The sequence below is a fragment of the Chromobacterium vaccinii genome, from assembly GCF_000971335.1.
GTDB lineage: Bacteria > Pseudomonadota > Gammaproteobacteria > Burkholderiales > Chromobacteriaceae > Chromobacterium > Chromobacterium vaccinii.
In genome coordinates this window covers 194107-215390 of record NZ_JZJL01000001.1, presented here as the reverse complement: position 1 = coordinate 215390, position 21284 = coordinate 194107, and the positions used below count along the sequence as shown (strand labels likewise).

Sequence of the window (21284 nt, the reverse complement as noted above, 5' to 3'; positions counted from 1 at the left end):
GGTGGTCCACAGCTCCAGCGCCAGCGGCGCCGGGCTGGGCGGCGGCGTGGTCTGCAGGCCGCCCCACAGCAACAGGCCGATCACGCCGGCGTGGAACAGCGCCGAGGCGATGAAGGCCCAAGGGCGCGGAGAGGAGGGCGCTTGCGAGCTCATTGCTTGCTGATTTGCTTGACGGTCAGCGCCACGCGCTTGATGCCGGCCTGGTGCAGGCGGTCGGCGATCTTCACCACTTCGGCGTATTTGAGGTTGGCGTCGGCGGAGATGGCCACCGGGCGCTGTCCGGCGCCGGCCAGCGCCTGCAATTGGCTGGCCAGATCGTCCAGCGAGTCGACGCGGGTTCTCTGCTCGCCGTCCACCAGCTCGATCTTGCCGGCGGCGTCCACGGTGACCTCCAGCGGGCGGACATCGATGGCGGGCGCCTCGGAGACGCTGGGCACGTCGATCACGCCCGGCGTGAACATCGGGGCGGTGACCATGAAAATCACCAGCAGCACCAGCATCACGTCGATGTAGGGCACGACGTTCATCTGGTTCATCTGGCGGCGGGGGCGGCGGTTCAGCATGACGGTGACGGGGTAAGCTCGGTCAACAAACGGCCATCATAGCACCGGCGGGGGCGGCGGCGCTGTGGCCAAAACGTTACAGACCATTCGGCGATGGCGAAAGTTCATGCGCGCCGGCTAGCGGCGGGTGCACAGCGTCAGGCCGTCGCCTATCGGCAGCACGCACATGTGGACGCGCGGGTCGGCCTTCAGGCTGGCGTTGAACGCATGCACCAGGTGCACGCCGGGCGGGTCTTCCGGCTTGGGCTCCACCACGCGGCCGGACAGGAAGATGTTGTCGATGGCGATCACGCCGCCGGGGCGCACCAGCTCGAGGCAGGCTTCGTAGTAGTCGCGGTAGGACGGCTTGTCGGCGTCGATGAAGGCGAGATCGAAGCGGCCGGCCTGGTCGTCGTCCAGCAGCTCGCGCAAGGTGCTCAGCGCCGGCTGCAGCCGCAGGTCGATGCGGTCGGCGACGCCGGCCTTGGCCCAGTATTCGCGGGCGATGGCGGTGAAGGCTTCGCTGACGTCGCAGGCCACCACCTGGCCGTCTTCCGGCATCGCCAGCGCCACGGTCAGCGCGCTGTAACCGGTGAACACGCCGATTTCCAGGTAGCGGCGCGCGCCGATCAGCCGCGCCAGCCAGCCCATGAACTGGCCCTGGTCCGGCGAGATCTGCATCTTGGCCAAGCGGTGGCCGGCGGTGAATTCGCGCAGTTCGCGCTGCGCCGGATGCTCGGCGACGGCGATGTCGAACAGGTAATCGGAGAGGGCGCTGCTGAGCGCCACCGTGTGGCGGGTCATATTCGGGTTTCCAAAATGACGAAACGCCCGCGAGGGGCGTCGGGAACGATCCAGGCGGCGCTTATTCCGGCTGGTAGACGTAGGCCTTCTGCGGCACGCTGGACTCCTTCCAGCGGCGCTGGTCGTCCAGGTTGAGCTCGCGGTCCCACAGCGTCAGGCGCAGTTCGCGGCGCTCGCTGTCCACTTCCGGGTTCTTGTCCAGGAAGCCGTTGATGAACTGGGTGAATTCGGACTGGTACATCGTACCCTCCATGGTGGCTGATCGGACAATTTTAATCGATTCGCGGCCCCGCCGCCACGCCGGCTCAGTCGGTCCCGCCTTCGCCGTACAGCATGCACTCGATGCGCCGGTCGGGGACCAGCCACATCAGCGCCACCGCCAGGTACAGCGCGCCGGCCAGCCAGGTCTGGTACCAGGCGAGGCCGATCGCCAGCAGGTAGCACAAGGGCGAGATCTTGCCCTTGATGTCGCCGCCCAGCGCCTCGGACAGCCGGGTGCGGTTGCCGGGCAGGCACAGCAGCGCCTGCTGCATGATCCACCAGGCGATCGCGCACATCAGCAGCACCGAGCCGTACAGCGCCACCGGCAGCGGCGCGTAGTGGTTCTCTCCCATCCAGCCGGTGACGAAGGGAATCAGCGACATCCAGAACAGCAGGTGCAGATTGGCCCACAGCACCCGGCCGTCGACGCGGCGGGCGGCGTGGTAGAAGTGGTGGTGGTTGTTCCAGTAGATGCCCACGTAGACGAAGCTGAGCAGGTAGCTGAGGAACACCGGCAGCAACGGCGCCAGCGACTGCCAGTCGGTGCCGTGCGGCACCTTCAGCTCCAGCACCATGATGGTGATGATGATGGCGATCACGCCGTCGCTGAACGCCTCCAGGCGGTTTTTTTCCATGCGGGTCTCGTGCGGATGGTCCTGACTGGAATGTAGAGCGTAGGGGCGCGTTCGGCAAAGCGCGACGGCATCAGCCCCGCCTGGCGGCGCGGCAGGGCAGGCGGACGCGGGCCTGGTAGCGGTCGCCGCGCCGCTCGGCGGCGAGCGAGGCCTCGGCGTCGTACAGCAGCGCTAGCCGCTCGCGCAGGTTCTCCAGCGCGATGCCGCTGCCGGCGGTCGGCGCGGCGTCGGCCGGCAGCGGATTGTCCAGCGCCAGCTCCAGCAGGCCGCCAGATACGCGGGCGGAGATGACGATCTCCACCTCGCCGGCCACGCGCTCGGCGCCGTGACAGACGGCGTTCTCGGCCAGCGGCTGCAGCAGCAGCGGCGGCAGCTCGGCGTCCGGCGGCGCGTCGATGCGCCAGCTGACCGTCAGCCGCGGCCCCAGCCGTTCGGACTCTATCGCCAGGTACATCTTGGCCAGCTCGATCTCGCGCGCCAGCGTGGACAGCCTCTCCGGCGCGGCCATCTGGGCGCGGAACAGCTCGGCCAGATTTTCCAGCACTGTTTCCGCCTGCTGCGGCCGCGAACGGATCAGCGCGATGGCGGCGTTCAGGCTGTTGAACAGGAAATGGGGGCGGATGCGCGCCTGCAGCGCGGTCAGCCGCGCCTCGGCCAGCGCTGGCGACAGCGCGCGCCGGCGCAGCGCCAGGTAGTGCAGCAGCAGCGGGGCCGCCGCCATCGCCAGCGCCGCGGCGGTCCAGGTCCGCGGCCAGTCGTCCTGCAGCCGCCATTGGCACAAGGCGAAACTGGCGCCGGCGATCAGCGCAACCCAGGCGGCTCCGCGCCGCCGCTGCGACAGCCAGGGGGCGGCCAGCGCCAGCAGCGCCAGCGACAGCAGGCTGCCCGGAATCAGCGCCAGCGCCGATTGCAGCCAGCGCCACAGCGGCTGCTCGGCCGTCAGCGCCAGCAGGCCGTCGGCGCACAGCAGCAGCGCAGGCAGCTGCAGGATGCGCAGCATCACGCCGGGTTGGCGGAAATCCGGCAGCGGCGTCGGAATCGGGCGGGACATGGCGGGTCTCCGGGGGCGATGCTGCGATGATAGCGCGCGGAGGGGGAGCGCGCTCTTGCTGATGCCCCAGGTCCGTGCGGCGGGCTTTCTGAGCGGAGGCGCTTCCGCGTCAGCGGAAGCCGCTGTCGGGAGCTTGTGCAGCCTGCAGCAAGGCGTCGATGACGATGCGCATCCGGGGAGGCATATAGTGGTTTCGCGGCCAGATGACGTGAATGGGCATGTGTTCGCCGGACAACTGGTGCAGTACCGGGATCAATTCCCCGGTTTGCAAATGTTTGCTCGCCAGCCACGTAGGGAGCTGTGCCAAGCCGAGACCGGCCAGCGCGGCGGCCAGAATGGCCTCTCCGTCGCCCATTTCGTGGCGGACGGGTATCTGGCAAAGCTCGCCGCCGTCCTCCGTGCTCCTGAGGCGCCAAGCGTGGTTTGGTCCCCGGCGCCAGTCGACCAGGCAATCGTGCCGCTGCAGGTCTTCTTTGGCATGCGGCGTTCCTTTCCGTTCGATATAGGCCGGAGATCCGCAAATCAGCAGATGCTGCTCCCCCAGCCTGCGGGCGACCAGTTCCGCGTGGTCTTCGAGCCGGCCTATCCTCACCGCCAGGTCTATGCCATTGCCGATAAGGTCCACCATGCGTTCGCTGAACGTAATCGATAGATCCAGGCCCTGGTGCCGCGCGGCCAGTTCCAGCAGGACCGGCAGAACATGCCGTCGGCCGAAAGCCGCGGGTAGGTTGATATGGACGCGCCCAGCCGGCTCCGCCTGCCCGATGTTCAGGTAGCCCTCCGCATCCTCCAGAGCGGCGACCGCGCGCAGGCAACTGGCCAGATACACCTCTCCCTGGCTGGTCAAACTCACTCTGCGGGTGGTGCGATGCAGCAGTTTGCTCCCCAGCCGGGCTTCCAGCCGCATGATCTGCTTGCTCAGGGCGGAGCCGGTGACGCCCAGCGCATCAGCGGCGGCAGTGAAGCTGCCGGTCCGGGCGATGGCGATGAATTCCCGAATGCCAAGAAATTGATGCTTATCCATACCACATTACGTCTCTATGGGACCGAGTGTTTCAATATTTTCCAACTTAATGAATCTGCTGGAATCAATCAAGCTATGGGCGCGGCGCAAGAGGCCGGCGGCAGGAGCGGGTTGCCGCGGCGTTTGCATGGGTTCATGTCCCAGCGCGCCGTCTTGGTTCATTTTTCAATCCTCGGAATTTGGAGAAGACATATGGGTACGATGAAATTTCTGCAGGGCAAAACTGCATTCGTGCAGGGCGGGTCGCGCGGCATTGGCGCCGCCATTGTCAGGCGGCTGGCAGATGAAGGGGCCGTGGTGAGCTTCAGCTACGCGTCGGCTGCGGCCAAAGCCGAAGCGCTGGTAGATGGAATCGCCGCGGCAGGGGGTATGGCATACGCCACTCGCGCCGACAGCGCCGACGCCGAGGCGCTACGGCAGGCGCTGCGGCATGCCGCGGGACGTTTTGGCGCGCTCGACATTCTGGTCAACAATGCAGGCATCCTGCCGTGGGGATTCATCGAGGAGCTTTCCCTGGAGACGTTCGACCGCGCCATGGCGGTCAATGTGCGCAGCGCTTTCATCGCCAGCCAGGAGGCTGCGCGCCACATGGGCGATGGCGGCAGGATCATCAACATCGGCAGCGTCAATGCGGATCGCATGCCGGTCGCCGGCGGCTCGGTTTATGCGATGAGCAAGGCTGCGCTGGTCGGTTTGACCAAAGGCATGGCCCGCGATCTGGGCCCGCGCGGCATCACTGTAAACAATGTGCAGCCTGGGCCGGTGGATACGGACATGAATCCGGCGGATGGCGAGTCGGCCGAGCAACTCACGGCGCTGATGGCATTGGACCGCTATGGCCGCGCGGATGAAATCGCGGGTTTGGTCGCCTATCTAGCCGGTCCGGAGGCGGGATACATCACCGGAGCCAGTCTGAGCATAGATGGCGGCTTCTCCGCCTGAGTCCGGATCGGGGGCTGGCATTTTCGGACAGCGCTGACTTCATGTTGGATCGGCTGGCAGACGGCATCGGCCAATGAGCCGATGCTGATCTGGCGCAAACTTGCTCGCGAACGGCGGTTTTCCCCGCTTTACAACCCTGCCGCGCCGGCGCTAGTGTCAGCCTTGAATAATATCAGACAAATCTAATTTGCATCGCTGCCTGACGGCGAGCGATGGACCAGCTTGTCGAACGGTCGACGCACGGCTCCGCTGGATGGATTTATTGCGCCGCGCAATGCCTTCGGCATGTCCGATTTCCCGGTTGAATCAAGCCTGTCAGACGATATACGGTAGCCAATATATGCCTTGCATAATGCGGCGCAGCATGCATTTAATGATTTCCAAACGATCGTTCCCAACTGCCGCGCACGACCGTTCCCGTTTCTGATTCCACCATCCACTTGCAGGAGATATCCTATATGAATATCGTCATTCCGGCCGAGCGGCTGGCCGGCGAGCACCGTGTGGCGGCGACGCCGGACACGGTGAAGAAGCTGGTCGGCGCCGGCCACGCCGTCGTCGTGGAACAGGGCGCCGGCCTGGCGGCCGCGCTGCCCGACGCCGCCTTCCTGGCCGCCGGGGCGACCATCGCCGAGCGGCGGCAGGAGATGCTGGCCGCGGCCGACATCGTGCTGGCGGTGCGCATGCCCGAGGCCGCTGACGTGGCCGCGCTGAAGCCCGGCGCGGTGCTGGTCGGCATGCTGGCGCCGTACCAGAACCCGCTGCTGCCGCAATTGGCGGCGCAGCGGGTGTCGGCTTTCGCGCTGGAGCTGCTGCCGCGCACCACCCGCGCCCAGAGCATGGACGTGCTGTCCAGCCAGAACAACATCGCCGGCTACAAGGCGGTGCTGCTGGCCGGCCAGTTCTACCCCCGCTTCATGCCGATGCTGATGACCGCCGCCGGCACGGTGAAGGCGGCCAAGACGCTGGTGCTGGGCGTCGGCGTCGCCGGCTTGCAGGCCATCGCCACCGCCAAGCGGCTGGGCGCGGTGGTGGAGGCCTACGACGTGCGCCCCGCCACCCGAGAGCAGGTGGAGTCGCTCGGCGCCAAGTTCGTCGAGGTGCCGATGACGGATGAGGAGAAAGCCGCCAGCGGCGGCGTCTACGCCCGCGAGATGTCGGCCGAATTCCTGGCGCGGCAGAACGCGCTGATCGCGCAGCGCGCCGCCGCCGCCGACATCGTCATCTCCACCGCGCTGATTCCCGGCAAACCGGCGCCGCGCCTGCTGTCCGCCGACGCGGTGGCGGCGATGAAGCCGGGCTCGGTGATCGTCGACCTGGCCGCCGAGGCCGGCGGCAACTGCGAGCTGACCCGTCCCGGCGAGGCCTGGCTGACCGGCAACGGCGTGCGGGTGGTGGGCCTGACCAATCTGCCCGCGATGCTGGCGGCCGACGCCTCCAGCCTGTACGCGCGCAATCTTCATACCTTCCTCGGCCTGCTGTTGGGAGAAGGCGGCCTGACGCTGGATCTCGACGACGAGCTGGTCGCCGCCACGCTGGTCACGCACCAGGGCGAGCAGCGCTTCGGCGCCGCCGCCCGTCCGGCCGAGGCCGCCAATCACGACAAGGAGCCGCACCATGGCTGATCCCTTCATCACCAGCTTCACCATCTTCGTGCTGGCGGTGTTCGTCGGCTACCACGTGGTGTGGAACGTCACCCCGGCGCTGCACACGCCGCTGATGGCGGTCACCAACGCCATTTCCGGCATCATCGTCGTCGGCGCCATGCTGCAGGCGGTCGATATCGACGGCCAGGAGATCACCGTCACCTCGGTGTTGGGCGCTGTCGCCATCTTCCTCGCCAGCATCAATATCTTCGGCGGTTTCCTTGTCACCCAGCGCATGCTGGACATGTTCAAGAAGAAAAACAGGGGATGACGATGCAGAATGTTTCGGCTGTTCTTTATCTGGTCGCCGCGGTGCTGTTCATCCTGGCGCTGAAGGGCTTGTCCAGCCCGGCTTCGGCGCGGCGCGGCAATCTGTACGGCATCGTCGGCATGGCGATCGCGGTGCTGACCACGCTGCTGATCATTGACAAGCCAGTGCTGGCGCTGATCGCCGGCGCCATCGCCGCCGGCGCGGTCGTCGGCGCCTGGAAGGCGCGCACGGTGGAGATGACCGGCATGCCGGAGCTGGTGGCGGCGATGCACTCGCTGGTGGGCCTGTCCGCGGTGTTGATCGCGGTGGCGGCCATCTTCCACGGCGGCGTCGAGCACACGCCGGTGCAGAAGGTGGAGCTGTTCATCGGCGCCTTCATCGGCGCGATCACCTTCACCGCCTCGGTGATCGCCTACGGCAAGCTGTCCGGCCGCTTCGGCGCCAAGGCGATCAGCTTCGCCGGCCAGCATCCGCTCAATCTGCTGCTGGCGCTGGCCATGGCCGGTTTCGGCGCGGCCTACTTCTTCACCGGCAGCCAGGCCGCTTTCCTCGCCATGGTGGCGGTGGCCCTGGCCCTGGGCGTGACGCTGATCATCCCGATCGGCGGCGCCGACATGCCGGTGGTGGTGTCGATGCTGAACAGCTACTCGGGCTGGGCGGCGGCCGGCATCGGCTTCACGCTGAACAATCCGGTGCTGATAATCGCCGGCGCCTGCGTCGGCTCGTCCGGCGCCATCCTGTCCTACATCATGTGCAAGGCGATGAACCGCTCCATCGTCAGCGTGCTCTTGGGGGGCTTCGGCGCGGAGACCGTAGCCGGTCCGGCCGGCGACGCGGGGCCGGCCAAGTCCTACAAGGCCGGCAGCGCCGAGGACGCCGCCTTCCTGATGGCCAACGCCGACCAGGTGGTGATCGTGCCCGGCTACGGCCTGGCGGTGTCGCGCGCGCAGCACGCCTTGCAGGAATTCGCCGAACTGCTGCACGAGAAGGGCGTCGGCGTGCGCTACGCGATCCACCCGGTGGCGGGGCGGATGCCGGGCCACATGAACGTGCTGCTGGCCGAGGCCGAGGTGCCGTACGAACACGTGCTGGAAATGGAGGAAATCAACGCCGATTTCTCCACCACCGACGTGGTGCTGGTGATCGGCGCCAACGACGTGGTCAACCCGGCGGCGCAAAAGGACAAGCAAAGCCCCATCTATGGCATGCCCATCCTGGAGGCGCACAAGGCGCGCAACGTCATCGTGGTCAAGCGTTCCATGAACGCGGGATACGCGGGGCTGGACAACGAGCTGTTTTACATGGATAAAACCATGATGGTGTTCGGCGATGCCAAGAAAGTGGTGGAAGACCTGCTCAAGAACGCTGTGCACTGAGCGCTCGTCCGCCGTCCCGAACGCCCGCCATTGGCGGGCGTTTTGCCGTCCGCAGTCATGGAAAAGGAAACCCGCATGCCTTCTCTCGGCGCCCTGTTGATCAGCGGCAGCATGATGCTGCCGACTCAAGCCCTGCCCGACCTGCAACACACCGAATGGCGGCTCCAGTCGCCGGCCCAACCGGCGCCGCAGCCTACCCTGAGCATCTCCGACAGCCGCATCAGCGGCTTCGCCGGCTGCAACCGCTTCACGCTGGGCATAGACGAAGACGGCCGCCACCAGGTTTCCACCACCCGCATGGCGTGCGCGCCGGAGGCGATGGCGCGCGAGCAGGCCTTGCTGAAATTGCTGGGCGCGCCGTTCCGCCTGCTGCCGTCTGCCGATGGCCGCTATCTGACGCTGGCGGCCGGCAAGACCGTCTACCGCTTTGCGAAAGCGGACGCCGCCCAGGCGGCGGCCCCGGTTTCGCCGCAGGCGGCGTGGCGGCCGCAGGCTGGCGAGCAATACTGGTACGCGACGCGCGGCGACTGTCCGGACGGCACCTGCCTGCGCTTGCGCGGCAATGAAGGCGAGCCGTGGCGCGATTACCACGGCGAGATCGCCGGCTTCACGCCCGAAGCCGGCCGCAGCTACTACCTGAAGCTGCAAGGCGAGCCGGAACGCGGCGGCGGCACCGCGCTGCAATTGGTGAAAGTGATCTATCAGGAGACAGTGACGCCGGTTGTCGATTGACGGAACCTGTGAGCTCCTTAGGCGTCATAGTCTGTTTCTTGTTCAGGATATCGCGATGTCTTACCGACTGACCCTGCTGGCGCTCGGCGCCGCCTTGCTGGCCGGCTGCGCCAGCCCCACCGCTCCGGCTCGCCAGGGCCCCGCGCCGGCGATGGAGCAACTGCAAGGCGAGTGGAAGCAGACCGGCGCCGGCGACAAGGGCATCCTGCTGCGCATCGACCAGCAGCGGCTGTTCGCCAAGGCCGGCTGCAACGGCATGTTCGGCCCGGCCGCGATCGACGGCGGCAAGCTGCGCGCCGAGCGCCTGGCCTCGACGCTGATGATGTGCCCGCCGGAGGCGATGCAGCGCGACGCCAAGCTGTCGCGCCAGCTGGAGGCCGGCATGGATGTCAGCCTGGACGGCGAGCGTCTGAAATTGTCCGACGGCAAGGACGCGCTGACCTTCGAACGCCAGCCGCAGGGCGAGATCAAGTTCATCTACGTCGCCGCCGAGCGCAAGGCGTGCACCGGCGTCGCGCCGATGCAGTGCCTGCAGGTGCGCGCGGACAAGTCCAAGCCCTGGGAGCTGCACTACGGCGAGATCGAGGGCTTCCAGCCCGAGCCGGGGGTGGCCTACCGGCTGCGGATCAAGGAAGTGAAGGTGGACAACCCGCCGGCCGACGCGTCTTCCATCCGCTGGATTCTGGATCTGGTGGTTGAGCAGGAAGTGGTGAAGAAGCCCTGATCGGCAACTCACGATCTTTCGCATAGGTTTGGGATTGCACTCGCGAGAGACGGAGAACACCACGTATGCGATGTGCCCCCGGTCCCTCCAAGCCTGCCGCCGGGTGGCAGGCCCGAGGTCTTAAGCGGCTGCCTGTTCGAGCCCCGCGACGTTAGCGCGGGGCGAGTTCAGCCGCGCCTCGGGCCTGACGGGACCCGGCGGGTAGCCGAAGGCCAGGCTTGCAGGGTGGCTTTTAGGGGTGGAGGGGATATTTGGCCAAGCAAATATCCCCTCCCTGCTCGCCGGGCAGCCCCGGCTAAGAAAATCATCATCCGCGCAGCGGATGCAGAACCATGAAGATTGCGGGCAGACTCCGGCTCGGGCGCGGGATGACCGCTCTGCTACAATCGCGGCATTGAAATTGCAGGAGGCCGCCATGAGCCTGATTCCCGAAATCAAACCGCAGCAATCGCTGGAATTGCTCAAAGAGCTGCACATCCTCACCCGCGACGGCAAGATCAACCAGGACACCCGCCGCAAGCTGAAGCAGGTTTACCACCTGTACCAGTTCATCGAGCCCTTGATGGCCGACGTGCTGGAGAACAAGGGAACGATGACGCTGGCTGACCACGGCGCCGGCAAGTCCTACCTCGGCTTCATCCTGTACGACCTGTTCCTGAAGGACAAAGGCGCCGGGCACGTCTATGGCGTGGAGACGCGACAGGAGCTGGTGGACAAGTCGCGCGAGCTGGCCGACCGCCTGGGTTTCGATCGCATGGGCTTTCTCAACCTGACGGTGGAGCAGTCGATCACCTCGACCGAGCTGCCGGAACAGGTGGACGTCATCACCGCGCTGCACGCCTGCAACACCGCCACCGACGACGCGATCCGCTTCGCGCTGGCCAAGAACGCCCAGTACATCGTGCTGGTGCCGTGCTGCCAGGCCGAGGTGGCGTCGGTATTGCGGCAGAAGAAGAACGAGACCTTCGGCAAGACGCCGTTGTCCGAGCTGTGGCGCCATCCCATCCACACCCGAGAGTTCGGCAGCCAGCTGACCAATGTGCTGCGCTGCCTGCAACTGGAGGCGCGCGGCTACCAGCTGACCGTCACCGAGCTGGTCGGCTGGGAGCACTCGATGAAGAACGAGCTGATCATCGCCAAGAAGACCGGCAAGGGCAAGAACAGCGCCCGCGAGCGCCAGCTGGCCATTCTGGACAAGCTGAACCTGATGGATCTGCGCGAGCGCTTCGCCTATTGATGGCAGAACGATGCGGCGGGCCCTTCGTTCCGCCGCCCGTCTTTCCTCCTAGCGCGCCGCCGCCGGGACGAACTTGAACTCCTGCATCACCACTTCCACTTCCTTGCCGTCCGCCGGCGGCTTGCCCTGGAACAGCCACAGGTTCAGATGCACCGGCAGCGGCTGCTGCGGCACGCGCTGCGCCGCGTCGACCGGATTGAAGCGCCAGTGGGCGATGGGATAAAGGTCGCCGTCCTGGAAGCCGTGCAGCGACTGGTAGTCGACCGCGGCCGCGCTCCAGTCGAAGCGGTGGGTGCTGTAATCGCCGCCCAGCGCGAAATCGAAGGCGTAGGAGGTGGGGGCCGGACCCGGCCGGGCCGGGTAGACGGTGTAGTTGCCCATCGGATTGGCCGGGCTGCCCCAGCGCGAGAACTCGATGTCGATCTCGTTGCTGCCGTCGGGGCCGACGTCCGGCGTCGGATAGTTGAACAGGCCCAGCACCACATTGGGGTCGAAACGGTCCGGGCGGCCGATCAGCTTGAACTGGTAGCGGCCGAAACCCAGCCGCTGCGGCAGATAGAGTTCGGCGGCGGTCCATTGGCCGCCGCGCTTGGCGATTTTCAGGTGCAGCCGGCCCTGGGCGTCCAGCCAGGCGTTGTTTTCGTCCCAGACATTGGGGCCGGGGCCGCTGCTGCCCTGGCTGCGCACTTCCCAGTCGTAGCCTGAGAAGCGGATGGTCTTGGCGGCGGCGGGCTGGGCGCAGGCCAGCGCGGCCGATAGCGCGCAGCCGAGCGCGAACGCGATTTTCATGATGGCGGCTCCTGTGGGGAAAACCACCATGTTGCCACGGCCCGCGTCCGGCGCGTGGCCGCCTAGTCTATCGGGACAGTCCGGCAGAGAACTTTTCCCTACAAGCGGAAGCGCGCGGTGACGTTCTGCAGGTTATGCGACAGCGCGTTCAGTTCGCTGGAGGTGGTGGCCAGTTCTTCCACGGTGGCGCTGTTGGACTCGGCCATCTGCGACACCTGTTCCATGCTCTGCGCCAGGCTGAGGCTGGCGGTGCGCTGCTCGCTCAAGGCGCTGGTGATGTTGCCTATGGTGCCGACGATGTCGCGGGTGCTGCCCTCGATCTCCTCCATCGACTCGCTGGCCTCGCGCGCGGTGCCGGAGACGGCATCCACGCTGGACAGGCTCTGGTCCATGCTGCCCACCACCTTTTCCACGCCCTGCTGGATCGCGCGGATCATCTGGGTGATTTCCTGCGCCGAACTGGCGGTGCGCTCGGCGAGTTTCCTCACCTCGTCGGCCACCACGGCGAAGCCGCGGCCCATCTCGCCGGCGCGGGCCGCCTCGATCGCCGCGTTCAGCGCCAGCAGATTGGTCTGGTCGGCCACGTCGCGGATCACGGTGACGATGTTGCCGATGCGCTGCACCTCGCCGGTCAGCGTGCGCATCTCCTCCGAGGTGGCGGCCACCGCGGTGCTGACCGACTGGATCTTGCCGACCGAGGCCTGCACCGCGTGGCCGCCGCGGCCGGCCAGATCGCCGGCGTCGCGCGCCTGGCGCGAGGCCTGGTCGGAGTTGTCGGCGACGTGGTTGATGCTGACGGTCAGCTCCTCGATGGTGGCGGCGGCTTCGGCGGTGGCTTCGGACTGCCGCTGCGCGCCGGTGGCCACCTGCTGCGCCATGCTGGACAGCTGGTGCGCGGAATCGGACACCTGGTTGGCGTTGTCCTGAATGCTGGCCACCACCTCGCGCAGCCCCTGGCGCATGTTCTGCACGTTGCGGGCGATCTCCATCGCCTCGTCGCGGGATACCGGCAGCGCTTCGTCGGGTCCGGACAGATCGCCCTGTTCGATATTGCGCACTAGCGCCACCGATTTTCTCAGCGGCGTGGTCACCAGATTGGAGATGAACAGCGCCACCGCCACTGACAGCAGCAGCGCCACAGCGGCCGACCCTAGCAGGATGCCGATGGTTTGCTTGTATGCGCTTCTGCTGTCCTCCACGGCCTGTCGCACCTTGTCGTTCTGGTAGGCGGCCAGCTCGGTCAACGTTTTCATGAAGCCCTCGTTGGCGGGCACGAAGCGCTGCTTGAGAAAGGCCTGCGCCTCGGCGTCCTTGTTGGCGCGCACCAGCGCGTACAAAGGCGGGTACTGGGCGGACAGCGTTTCCCGCGCCTGCAGCGCCCGGGTCAGGATCCCGCGGCCCTTGGGCGAGACCAGGGTCCGGTCCAGTTCCTGAATGTAGCCGGTGTTTTGCGCGCGCAGCGCCTCGATTTTGGCAATGACGGATTCAACCTCTTGCGGGTTGCTGGCCATGATGGCGTCGCGGACCTTGCGCGCCACGTCGTAGGTGAGCAGCACGATCTTGTTCGCCAGCTCGGCTTTCGGATAGCGGTTCTCGGTGATGTCTTGGATCTGGCTTTCTATGGTGTTGAGCTTGGATATCGACGCCAGCACGATGACAACAAGGATCACGATCAGCAGGCCGTAGCCGGCCAGCAGCTTCTGTTTGACGGAGAGTTGCGACAGCATGGGTTTCTCCCATTGGGCGGCGCATGGAGGAGGGAAATGTCTGTAAATCAATTGTTTGCACGCGTCGCATGCATGAAAAATAGTCAGATTCGGAGGGATAAGCAAAATTCCCCCCCATCCGTTCGGCCGATTAGCGGATGGGCGAGGGCGGTTTCTCTTCCCTTCCCGGTGCGATTGCCTAAGCTCAAACCTGCGAAACCGGCAAGCGGGAGAGCGTCGATGCAGGTGGGTGAAATCTTTGAAAAGGCCTCGGGCAGGCTGCCGATGGTTCCCAAGGTGGTGCAGGAATTAGTGGCCAGCTTCCATCGTACCGACGTCAACATCACCGACATCACCGACAAGGTGATGCACGACCAGGTGCTGAGCGCCCGGGTGCTGAGGCTGGCCAATAGCGCGCGCTTCGGCAGCAGCCGCCGCGTCGGCTCGCTGGACGACGCGGTGATCCTGCTGGGCTTCGACAACCTCAGGGTGCTGGTGATCGCCTCCGGCGTCACCGGCGCTACGCTCGGCATCAGCGGCTTCGACATGAAGGCGTTCTGGCAGCGCAGCTTCGCGATGGCCAACACCGCCAAGCTGCTGGCCAGGCTGGCGGGGCTCGAGCCCCAACTGGGCTACACCTGCGGCCTGCTGGCCAATATCGGCGAACTGGTGCTGTACGTCGCGGTGCCGGAGCAGGCGCAGCAGATAGACCGCATCGTCGCCGGCGGCGCCGACCGCATCGCCACCGAGCGCATGTTGCTGGGCCTGGACCTGACCGAGCTGGGCGCCGAGCTGGCGCGGCGCTGGAACTTCCCCGACGAGATCCAGGGGGCGATCTACCGCCAGCACGACCTGCTGAATGAGGAGGCCTCGCCGTACGCGCAGCTGATCGGCCTGGCTACCTTCGTGGTGTCCGGCTTCCGCCATGGCATGAGCGGCGAGGACATGCTGTCCAGCCTGCCGGAGGGCGTGCTGGAGCGGCTGGCGCTGGACCGCGACCGCGTCGCCGGCTCGATCGAGCCGCTGCAGCAGTCCAGCACCCTGGTTGATGACCTGTTCTAGCGCCGGCCCGCCTCAGGCGGGCTGGCCGCTGCGCAGTTCGCGGCGCAGGATCTTGCCGACGTTGGACTTGGGCAGCTCGTCGCGGAACTCGACGTGGCGCGGCACCTTGTAGGCGGTCATATTGTCGCGGCAGTGGCGCAGCAGTTCCTCCGCCTGCAGCGACGGGTCCTTGCGCACCACCACGATCTTCACCGCCTCGCCGCTGCGCTCGTCCGGCACGCCGATGCAGGCCACCTCGCGCACGCCGGGATGCTGGGCCACCACGTCCTCCACTTCGTTCGGATATACGTTGAAGCCGGATACCAGCACCATGTCCTTCTTGCGGTCCACCAGCTTGAGCAGGCCGTCGGCGGTGCGGACGCCGATGTCGCCGGTGGCGAAGAAGCCGTCGGCGTGGAACACCTTGGCCGTCTCCTCCGGCCGCTGCCAGTAACCGGCCATCACCTGCGGCCCGCGCACGCAGACCTCGCCCGGCTCGCCGTCGGCGGCGGGCCGGCCGGCGTCGTCGCGCAGCTCCACCTCGGTGCCCGGCACCGGCATGCCGACGGTGCCGGTATAGCGTTCCACCGCCAGCGCGTTGACCGAGACCAGCGGCGAGGCCTCGGTCAGGCCGTAGCCTTCCAGCAGCACCAGGCCGGTTGTCCGCTGCCAGGCTTCGGCCACCGCCTGCTGCACCGCCGCGCCGCCGCCTATCGCCACCCGCCAGCGGCTGAAGTCCAGCTTGGCGAAGCCGGCGTGGTGCGTCAGCGCGTTGAACAGGGTGTTGACGCCGGTGAAGGCGTTGACCGGATGGCGGGCGAGCTCGGCCACCAGGCCGTCCAGATCGCGCGGATTGGTGATCAGCAGGCTATTGCCGCCCAGGCGGGCGATCAGCAGGCAGTTCACCGTCAGCGCGAACACGTGGTACAGCGGCAGCGGCGTCGCCACCACGGTCTGGCCTTCCAGCAGCGCGCCGCCCAGCACCAGCCGCGCCTGCTCGACGTTGGCCAGCAGGTTGCGGTGGCTGAGCATCGCGCCCTTGGCCAGGCCGGTGGTGCCGCCGGTGTATTGCAGGATGGCCAGCGCGTCCGGCGCCAGCCTGGCGTCGCGCCAGCGTCCGGCGTCGCCGCCGGCCAGCGCCCGACGGAAGGGAACGGCGCCCGGCAGATGGTAGGGCGGCACCAGTTTTTTCACGTAACGCACCGCCGCGTTGACCAGCCAGCGCTTGGGCGCGGGCAGCAGATCGCCGACCGCGGTGACGACCACATGCTGCAGCGAGGTGTCGGCGCGGGCTTCTTGCACTACCTGGGCGAAGTTTTCCAGCACCACGATGGCGCGGGCCTGGGAGTCGGCCAGCTGGTGGTGCAGCTCGCGCGCGGTGTACAGCGGATTGACGTTGACTGCCACCAGGCCGGCGCGCAGCACCGCGTACAAGGCCACCGGATATTGCAGCAGATTGGGCATCATCAGCGCCACCCGCTCGCCGGCGCGCAGCCCCAGCCCGCGGGTCAGATAATCGGCTAGCCGGGCGCTTTGCCGGTCCAGCTCGCGGTAGCTGAGGTCGCGGCCCATATTGTGGAAGGCGGTGTGGTCGGGGTAGCGGGCGACGGTCTGCGCCAGCATCTCTCCCAGCGAGGCGGCGGACAAGGCGTCGATCCGGTCGGGGGTGGCCGGGTGGCGGGCGAAATCCTGCATGTTTCCTCCTGTGCGCGCGGCGGAAGACGCGCCGCGGATGAGTCTTGTTATCGTGGGATGCGGGTGATGCGACATGCGGCAAGACGAGATTGCACCCGGGACGTTAATCCAATGTCATTGCAATTTCAATCGAACGTCCAGGCGGAACGTCCGCATGCGGGGGAGAAACCGTGAGAGTCCGCTCGTTGACGCGCGGATACAACAGGCGCGCGCGCCGGCCTTGAACAGGTTCTTGGGCGGACAAGCGCGAAAAAGCCGCCGGGCCTCGCGGCGCGGCGGCTTTCCATCAGGCGGGGAGAGCGCTCAGCTTTCCTCGTCCTCGCCGGCTTCTTCGACATGGTCGAGGCGGCCGGTGTAGCGCAGCTCCACGTCCTGGGTCAGCAGGTCCACCTTCACCACCGACAGCTGCACGCGGTCGCCGCGCGCCAGTTCCGGCAGGCCGGGTATGCGCAGCCTCAGCGGCAGGCCGTCGATGCGCACCAGGTCTTCCTTGATCACGGACGCGGTCGGCTCGGTGATGTTTTCCTGCAGCAGGTACTTCAGGCACCAGTAGTGTTCCATCTTGTCCTGGAACGACAGGTAGGCGCCGTAGGTGGCGTCGAAGTCGCGCAGGATGGCGAACAGCATCGCGTCGCCCTGGGCGAACTGCGGCTTCTCGCCTCGGATCATGGACGCCAGCTGGCGCTGGTTGATGAAGTCGCTGGCGCGGCGCAGCGGCGAGGTGCTCCACGCGTACTGGGCCACGCCCAGGCCCATGTGCGGTTCGGGGCGGGTGGTCATCCGCACCTTGCCCATGCTTTGCGCGCGGTACATTGCCGGGATGTCGGCCTCGGCCAGCATCCGGCCCCACTCGCTGTTGGCCAGGATCATCAGCTCGGACACCAGTTTGTCCATCGGCGCGCCGCGCTTGCGGATGGTGATGGACACCTGGCCGTCGACGACGTCGATGTTGTAGTCGTGCTGCGCCGGGCGGCTGGGGTCGTGCTTGCCGCGGCGCTTCTCCAGCGCCTCGGCGAACTGCCACAGCCACACCAGTTCGCGCTTGAACGGGTAGTCGACGCCGGGGTCGTTGGCCAGCGTTTCCTCGTTGAACACCTGCTCCAGCTCGGCGTGGCGCAGGTTGGCGGCCACCGGCACCCGCTCGATACGGTTTTCGAAGGCCAACAGCTCGAACTCCGGCGTCACCTCGGCGTACAGCGAGAACGCCGGGCAGTCGCGCCCTTCCTGCAGTGTGAACGCCTGCACCACGTCGTCCGGCAGCATGGTGATCTTGTCGCCGGGGAAGTAGGCGGTGGACAGCCGCGACAGCACCATCTTCTCGATGTCGGAATCCAGCGCCACGCCCAGCGTCGGCGCGGCGATGTGGATGCCGACGCGCTTGTTGCCGTTGGGCAGGTCTTCCACCGACAGCGCGTCGTCGATCTCGGTGGTGTTGGCGTCGTCGATGGAGAAGGCGCGCACCGCGGCCACCGGCAGCTCCGGCGGCTCGGCCGGCGGCGCGTACTTGCCGAAGCCGGCGCCCTTGGGGAAGTACTCCATCAGGAAACCGGCCATCAGGTAGTCGGGCACCGACGGAATGCCGCCCACCTTGTGCGCCAGGCGCAGCGGCGGCAGGTTCTGTTCGCGGCTGGCCTGATCGAAGGCCTTGAATTCCAGCGTGTTCTTGTCGGGCTTCCACAGCAGTTGCATCAGCTGGGCGCGGATGGCTTCCGGCAGCGCGCCGGCCTTCAGCTCGCCCACCCAGCCGTCTATCTGCTCCTGCTCGCGCTTCTTGCGCTCGACGCCTGCCAGCGCGGCCTGCAGCGCGTCCTGCGGCGCTTTCTTGTAGCGGCCCTTGCCCTTCTTGTAGAAGTACATCGGCGCGCCGTGCAGTCGGCTGATCAGCGCGGCGGCCTCGATCGCGGAGGGCTCGCGGCCGAAATAGTCGGCGGCCAGATCCTGGTAGCCGAACTCGTCGTCGGGGCTGCATTCCCACAGGAAATCCAGGTCGATGTCAGTGGCCACGTTGTCGGCCGACGGCAGAAAATCCGCCAGCGAGGAGCTAAACTCCAGAAAGACGTTGGCGCTCTTGATCTTGGCGCGTTTGCCGTACTGGGTGTCCACCTGCAGGCTGGCGTCGCTGCGCGACACGATGCTGCCGACTTTGAAACTGCCGCTCTCTTCGTAAAAAACGTTCATCAAAACTTGCCAGGCCGTTGAATTTAAGGGCGGATTATAGCAGTTCGCTCCGGCGGCAGAGCCACAAACTTCGCCGTCAGCCTGGCCGAATCCAACAGAAAACGGAACCATCGCCCGATGAAACAGGCTGCATCCATCCATCCGGGCCAGCGCATCCATCTGGCGCGGGAAATCGACCGCATCGGCTATATGCTGGTGTCGCGCTGGGAGCGGCCGCTGGCCGCGCATCTACTGTCGCTGGTGACGCGGATGGAAAACCTGGTGCGCGCCATCAGCTTGCTCGAGCTGGCCAAGGAGGCGCGCGCGTTGGCCGCGCTGCTGGAGCAGTGGCTGCAGCAGCCGGAGGCGGCGCCGTCGGAACGGGTGCGCTACGGCCAGCTGCGCCATCACCTGGGCGTGGTCTGCCAGCTGGGGCTGATGGAGCGCCAGCAGAACCTGGGCAGCCTGGACGGACTGCTGCAGCCGGGCGCGGAGGACGCCACGCTGTACATGTGGCTGCCGGCCGGCCTGGACGATGGCAGGCTGCAGCGCCAGCTGGCCTGCTTCGGCTTCGAGGTGACGGTGATGTCGCAGGCGGCCAAGCTGGCCAAGGCGCTGCAGCGGCAGGCGCCGGCCGCGGTGGTGGCGTTCGCCGACTTCACCGACAACGATCCCATCCGCCAGCTGGCGTCGGCGATCAGTAGCAGCTGCCCGCTGGTGATCACCTCGCCGCGGCGGGACTTCCCGGCCCGGTTGGAGGCGGTGCGGATGGGGGCCTGTGGGTTTCTCGACTGGCCGCTGCAGGTCAACCAGCTGGTGGATCTGCTCAGCTTCGGCGACATCGGCGAGCGGCGCGATCCGCTGCGGGTGCTGATCGTGGAGGACATGGCGTCGCTGGCGGGGCTGTACTCGCGCGTGCTGGCGGCGCACGGGGTGGAGGCCGCCAGCGAGACCAATCCGGAGCGGGTGCCGGAGCGTATCCAGCAGTTCAACCCGGACCTGATCCTGATGGACATGTACATGCCGCAGTGCAACGGCATCGAGCTGGCCAAGGTGATACGCCAGCAACGGCTGCTGGACGGCATTCCCATCGTCTTCCTGTCGGTGGAAAAGCGCCAGACGGTGCAGCTGGACGCGCTGACGCTGGGCATAGACGGCTTCCTGACCAAGCCGGTGGCGCCGGAAGAACTGGTGGTGACGGTGGTGAACCGCGCGCGCCGCTACCGCAAGCTGCGTTCCTACATCGTCAACGACAGCCTGACCGGCCTGCTCAACCACTCCCATCTGCACGGCCAGCTGGACAGCGCCGTCGAGCGCGCCCGCCGCGCCGGGCAGCCGCTGTCGCTGGCGATGCTGGATCTCGACTATTTCAAGCAGGTGAACGACAACTACGGCCATCAGGTCGGCGACGAGGTGCTGCTCAACCTGGCGCGTTTCCTGAAGGAGAGGCTGCGGCGCACCGACCTGGTGGGCCGCTACGGTGGCGAAGAGTTCGCCATCGTGCTGGCGGGCACGCCGGCGGACAAGGCGTGCAGGATGCTGGAAACATTGCGGCAGGATTTCTGCCGGCTGGAGCAGCAGGTGGGCGAGCGGACCTTCCGCCAGACTTTCAGCGTCGGCGTCAGCTCGCTGGCCAGCGCCGAAGACGCCACCAGCCTGGTGCAGCAGGCCGACGAAACGTTGTACCGCGCCAAGGCGGCCGGCCGCAACCGGGTGGAATGCTACGGCGGCTAGAAAAACAAAACCCCCGCGAGGCGGGGGCGTGCAAGCGGCGGACTAAGCCGCCGGCCCGTCCGGGGACGGGAAAGTCCATCAATTACTTGATGTTGTACTTGATCGAGTAGATCACGGCGTTCTGGTACGCGGTGCTGCCCAGCTTCTGGTCGGCGTAGCGGTACTGGATGCCGGTAGTCACTTCCTTGACCGGGGTCCACCACAGCGCGATGGCGCCGTTTTGGCCTACGCGCGGACGGTCGCCGGCTTTGTACGCGCCGATGAACTTGTCCTGGCGGTTGAACTCGGTTTCATGCCACTGGGTGATCATCAGGTTCTGGCCGAAAGCCTGGAACGGGTACAGCATCACATAACCGGTCATGAAGCCGTTGTAGCCGGATGCGGAGCCAGCAGGCATCAAGGCATCCATTTGGTTGTGGACACCGAAGAACGGCTTGATGCTCAATGCGCCGAAGCTCAGGTCGGTGCCCAGGCCCAGTACGCGGTTTTGAGTGAAGAAGTGGCGATCGGCGGGGCCGTTGCCACGGGTGTCGTAGATGTGGCCGTACAGCTGCACCGGCACGCCGCCGACTTCAGCCAAGTTGTAACGGCCGACTACTTTGGTGGTGAAACGGCGGTCGCGGCCCTCGGTATTGCCATTGCCCTTGCCCGGATTCTCGATGTCGAAGAAGCCGTACAGTTCGCCCCACTTGGCGCCCAGGCCGCCTTCGGCTTCCAGGTAACCAAAATCTTGTTTGCCGGATTGTTGGGTGGTGCGATCCGACCAGTCCAGCCAGTTGGCGCTGACGTTTGCGAAAGAGTATTCACCACCGGCGTGAGCCAGTGTGGAGGCGGCCAACAAGGACAGGGCCAGCAGCGACTTGCGAGTATTCATTGTTTCACCAGACTATTTTCGTGTAGTAAGCATCCGACAAGGC

The 21284-nt window shown here is 66.5% G+C and carries 20 protein-coding genes; 9 read left to right on the top strand and 11 right to left on the bottom strand.

Annotated features, from left to right (window positions below; all coding sequences use genetic code 11):
- Positions 1 to 149: 149 nt before the first annotated feature.
- The 6 genes from VL52_RS00940 to VL52_RS00915 all read right to left on the bottom strand — a co-directional run bounded on the left by VL52_RS00940 (position 150) and on the right by VL52_RS00915 (position 4236).
- Positions 150 to 563 carry a biopolymer transporter ExbD gene (locus tag VL52_RS00940; RefSeq protein WP_046155300.1) on the bottom strand — a complete coding sequence of 138 codons (414 nt, stop codon included), beginning with the start codon at positions 561 to 563 and terminating at the stop codon, positions 150 to 152.
- A 117-nt stretch (positions 564 to 680) separates the two neighbouring features.
- The gene (locus VL52_RS00935; protein ID WP_046155299.1) at positions 681 to 1346 is read right to left on the bottom strand and encodes a class I SAM-dependent methyltransferase; all 666 of its coding nucleotides are present in this window, start codon (positions 1344 to 1346) and stop codon (positions 681 to 683) included.
- A gap of 61 nt (positions 1347 to 1407) precedes the next feature.
- Complete coding sequence (locus tag VL52_RS00930; protein WP_046155298.1) at positions 1408 to 1587, bottom strand: DUF3460 family protein; 180 nt, start codon at positions 1585 to 1587, stop codon at positions 1408 to 1410.
- 64 nt (positions 1588 to 1651) lie between these two features.
- Positions 1652 to 2242 carry a TMEM175 family protein gene (locus VL52_RS00925; RefSeq protein ID WP_046155297.1) on the bottom strand — a complete coding sequence of 197 codons (591 nt, stop codon included), beginning with the start codon at positions 2240 to 2242 and terminating at the stop codon, positions 1652 to 1654.
- A gap of 70 nt (positions 2243 to 2312) precedes the next feature.
- Positions 2313 to 3293 (bottom strand): sensor histidine kinase, encoded by a 981-nt coding sequence (locus VL52_RS00920; RefSeq protein ID WP_046155296.1) that lies wholly within the window; start codon positions 3291 to 3293, stop codon positions 2313 to 2315.
- Positions 3294 to 3402: 109 nt separating this feature from the next.
- Positions 3403 to 4236, bottom strand: a complete 834-nt coding sequence (locus VL52_RS00915; protein WP_235429167.1) for a LysR family transcriptional regulator — start codon at positions 4234 to 4236, stop codon at positions 3403 to 3405.
- On the opposite strand from VL52_RS00915, the gene VL52_RS00910 reads away from it, so the two are divergent.
- From VL52_RS00910 to VL52_RS00880, 7 genes are all read left to right on the top strand, one after another.
- On the top strand, positions 4162 to 5259 hold the full coding sequence (locus VL52_RS00910; RefSeq protein WP_235429165.1) for a 3-oxoacyl-ACP reductase family protein: 1098 nt from the start codon (positions 4162 to 4164) through the stop codon (positions 5257 to 5259). The two genes, VL52_RS00915 and VL52_RS00910, sit on opposite strands and share 75 nt — an antisense overlap.
- 458 nt (positions 5260 to 5717) lie before the next feature.
- Positions 5718 to 6884 (top strand): Re/Si-specific NAD(P)(+) transhydrogenase subunit alpha, encoded by a 1167-nt coding sequence (locus VL52_RS00905; RefSeq protein ID WP_046155293.1) that lies wholly within the window; start codon positions 5718 to 5720, stop codon positions 6882 to 6884.
- On the top strand, positions 6877 to 7176 hold the full coding sequence (locus VL52_RS00900; protein WP_046155292.1) for a proton-translocating transhydrogenase family protein: 300 nt from the start codon (positions 6877 to 6879) through the stop codon (positions 7174 to 7176). Before VL52_RS00905 ends, VL52_RS00900 begins: the two co-directional genes overlap by 8 nt.
- A gap of 2 nt (positions 7177 to 7178) precedes the next feature.
- The gene (locus VL52_RS00895; RefSeq protein WP_046155326.1) at positions 7179 to 8552 is read left to right on the top strand and encodes an NAD(P)(+) transhydrogenase (Re/Si-specific) subunit beta; all 1374 of its coding nucleotides are present in this window, start codon (positions 7179 to 7181) and stop codon (positions 8550 to 8552) included.
- 75 nt (positions 8553 to 8627) lie between these two features.
- Positions 8628 to 9284: an META domain-containing protein gene (locus VL52_RS00890; RefSeq protein ID WP_046155291.1), complete on the top strand. Its 657-nt coding sequence runs from the start codon at positions 8628 to 8630 to the stop codon at positions 9282 to 9284.
- Between the two features lie 55 nt (positions 9285 to 9339).
- Positions 9340 to 10008, top strand: coding sequence for an META and DUF4377 domain-containing protein (locus tag VL52_RS23030; RefSeq protein ID WP_052717494.1), 669 nt, complete (start codon positions 9340 to 9342; stop codon positions 10006 to 10008).
- A 415-nt stretch (positions 10009 to 10423) separates the two neighbouring features.
- Positions 10424 to 11245, top strand: coding sequence for a class I SAM-dependent methyltransferase (locus VL52_RS00880; RefSeq protein ID WP_046155290.1), 822 nt, complete (start codon positions 10424 to 10426; stop codon positions 11243 to 11245).
- A gap of 48 nt (positions 11246 to 11293) precedes the next feature.
- Here VL52_RS00880 and VL52_RS00875 read toward each other — a convergent pair whose 3' ends face one another.
- The gene (locus VL52_RS00875) at positions 11294 to 12034 is read right to left on the bottom strand and encodes a glycoside hydrolase family 16 protein (protein WP_046155289.1); all 741 of its coding nucleotides are present in this window, start codon (positions 12032 to 12034) and stop codon (positions 11294 to 11296) included.
- A 98-nt stretch (positions 12035 to 12132) separates the two neighbouring features.
- Positions 12133 to 13761, bottom strand: coding sequence for a methyl-accepting chemotaxis protein (locus tag VL52_RS00870; protein ID WP_052717493.1), 1629 nt, complete (start codon positions 13759 to 13761; stop codon positions 12133 to 12135).
- 219 nt (positions 13762 to 13980) lie between these two features.
- On the opposite strand from VL52_RS00870, the gene VL52_RS00865 reads away from it, so the two are divergent.
- On the top strand, positions 13981 to 14802 hold the full coding sequence (locus tag VL52_RS00865; RefSeq protein ID WP_046155288.1) for an HDOD domain-containing protein: 822 nt from the start codon (positions 13981 to 13983) through the stop codon (positions 14800 to 14802).
- 12 nt (positions 14803 to 14814) lie between these two features.
- Here the strand turns inward: VL52_RS00865 and VL52_RS00860 are convergent, their stop codons facing one another.
- Positions 14815 to 16476, bottom strand: a complete 1662-nt coding sequence (locus VL52_RS00860; protein WP_046155287.1) for an AMP-binding protein — start codon at positions 16474 to 16476, stop codon at positions 14815 to 14817.
- Between the two features lie 303 nt (positions 16477 to 16779).
- Entirely contained in the window at positions 16780 to 18654 is a 1875-nt protein-coding gene (locus VL52_RS00855; RefSeq protein ID WP_046155286.1) for a ribonuclease catalytic domain-containing protein, read from the bottom strand.
- A 117-nt stretch (positions 18655 to 18771) separates the two neighbouring features.
- On the opposite strand from VL52_RS00855, the gene VL52_RS00850 reads away from it, so the two are divergent.
- Positions 18772 to 20367 (top strand): GGDEF domain-containing protein, encoded by a 1596-nt coding sequence (locus VL52_RS00850; protein ID WP_235429164.1) that lies wholly within the window; start codon positions 18772 to 18774, stop codon positions 20365 to 20367.
- Positions 20368 to 20449: 82 nt separating this feature from the next.
- On the opposite strand, the gene VL52_RS00845 is transcribed toward VL52_RS00850, so the two are convergent.
- Positions 20450 to 21241, bottom strand: a complete 792-nt coding sequence (locus tag VL52_RS00845) for a nucleoside-specific channel-forming Tsx family protein (RefSeq protein WP_046155285.1) — start codon at positions 21239 to 21241, stop codon at positions 20450 to 20452.
- Between the last annotated feature and the right edge of the window lie 43 nt (positions 21242 to 21284).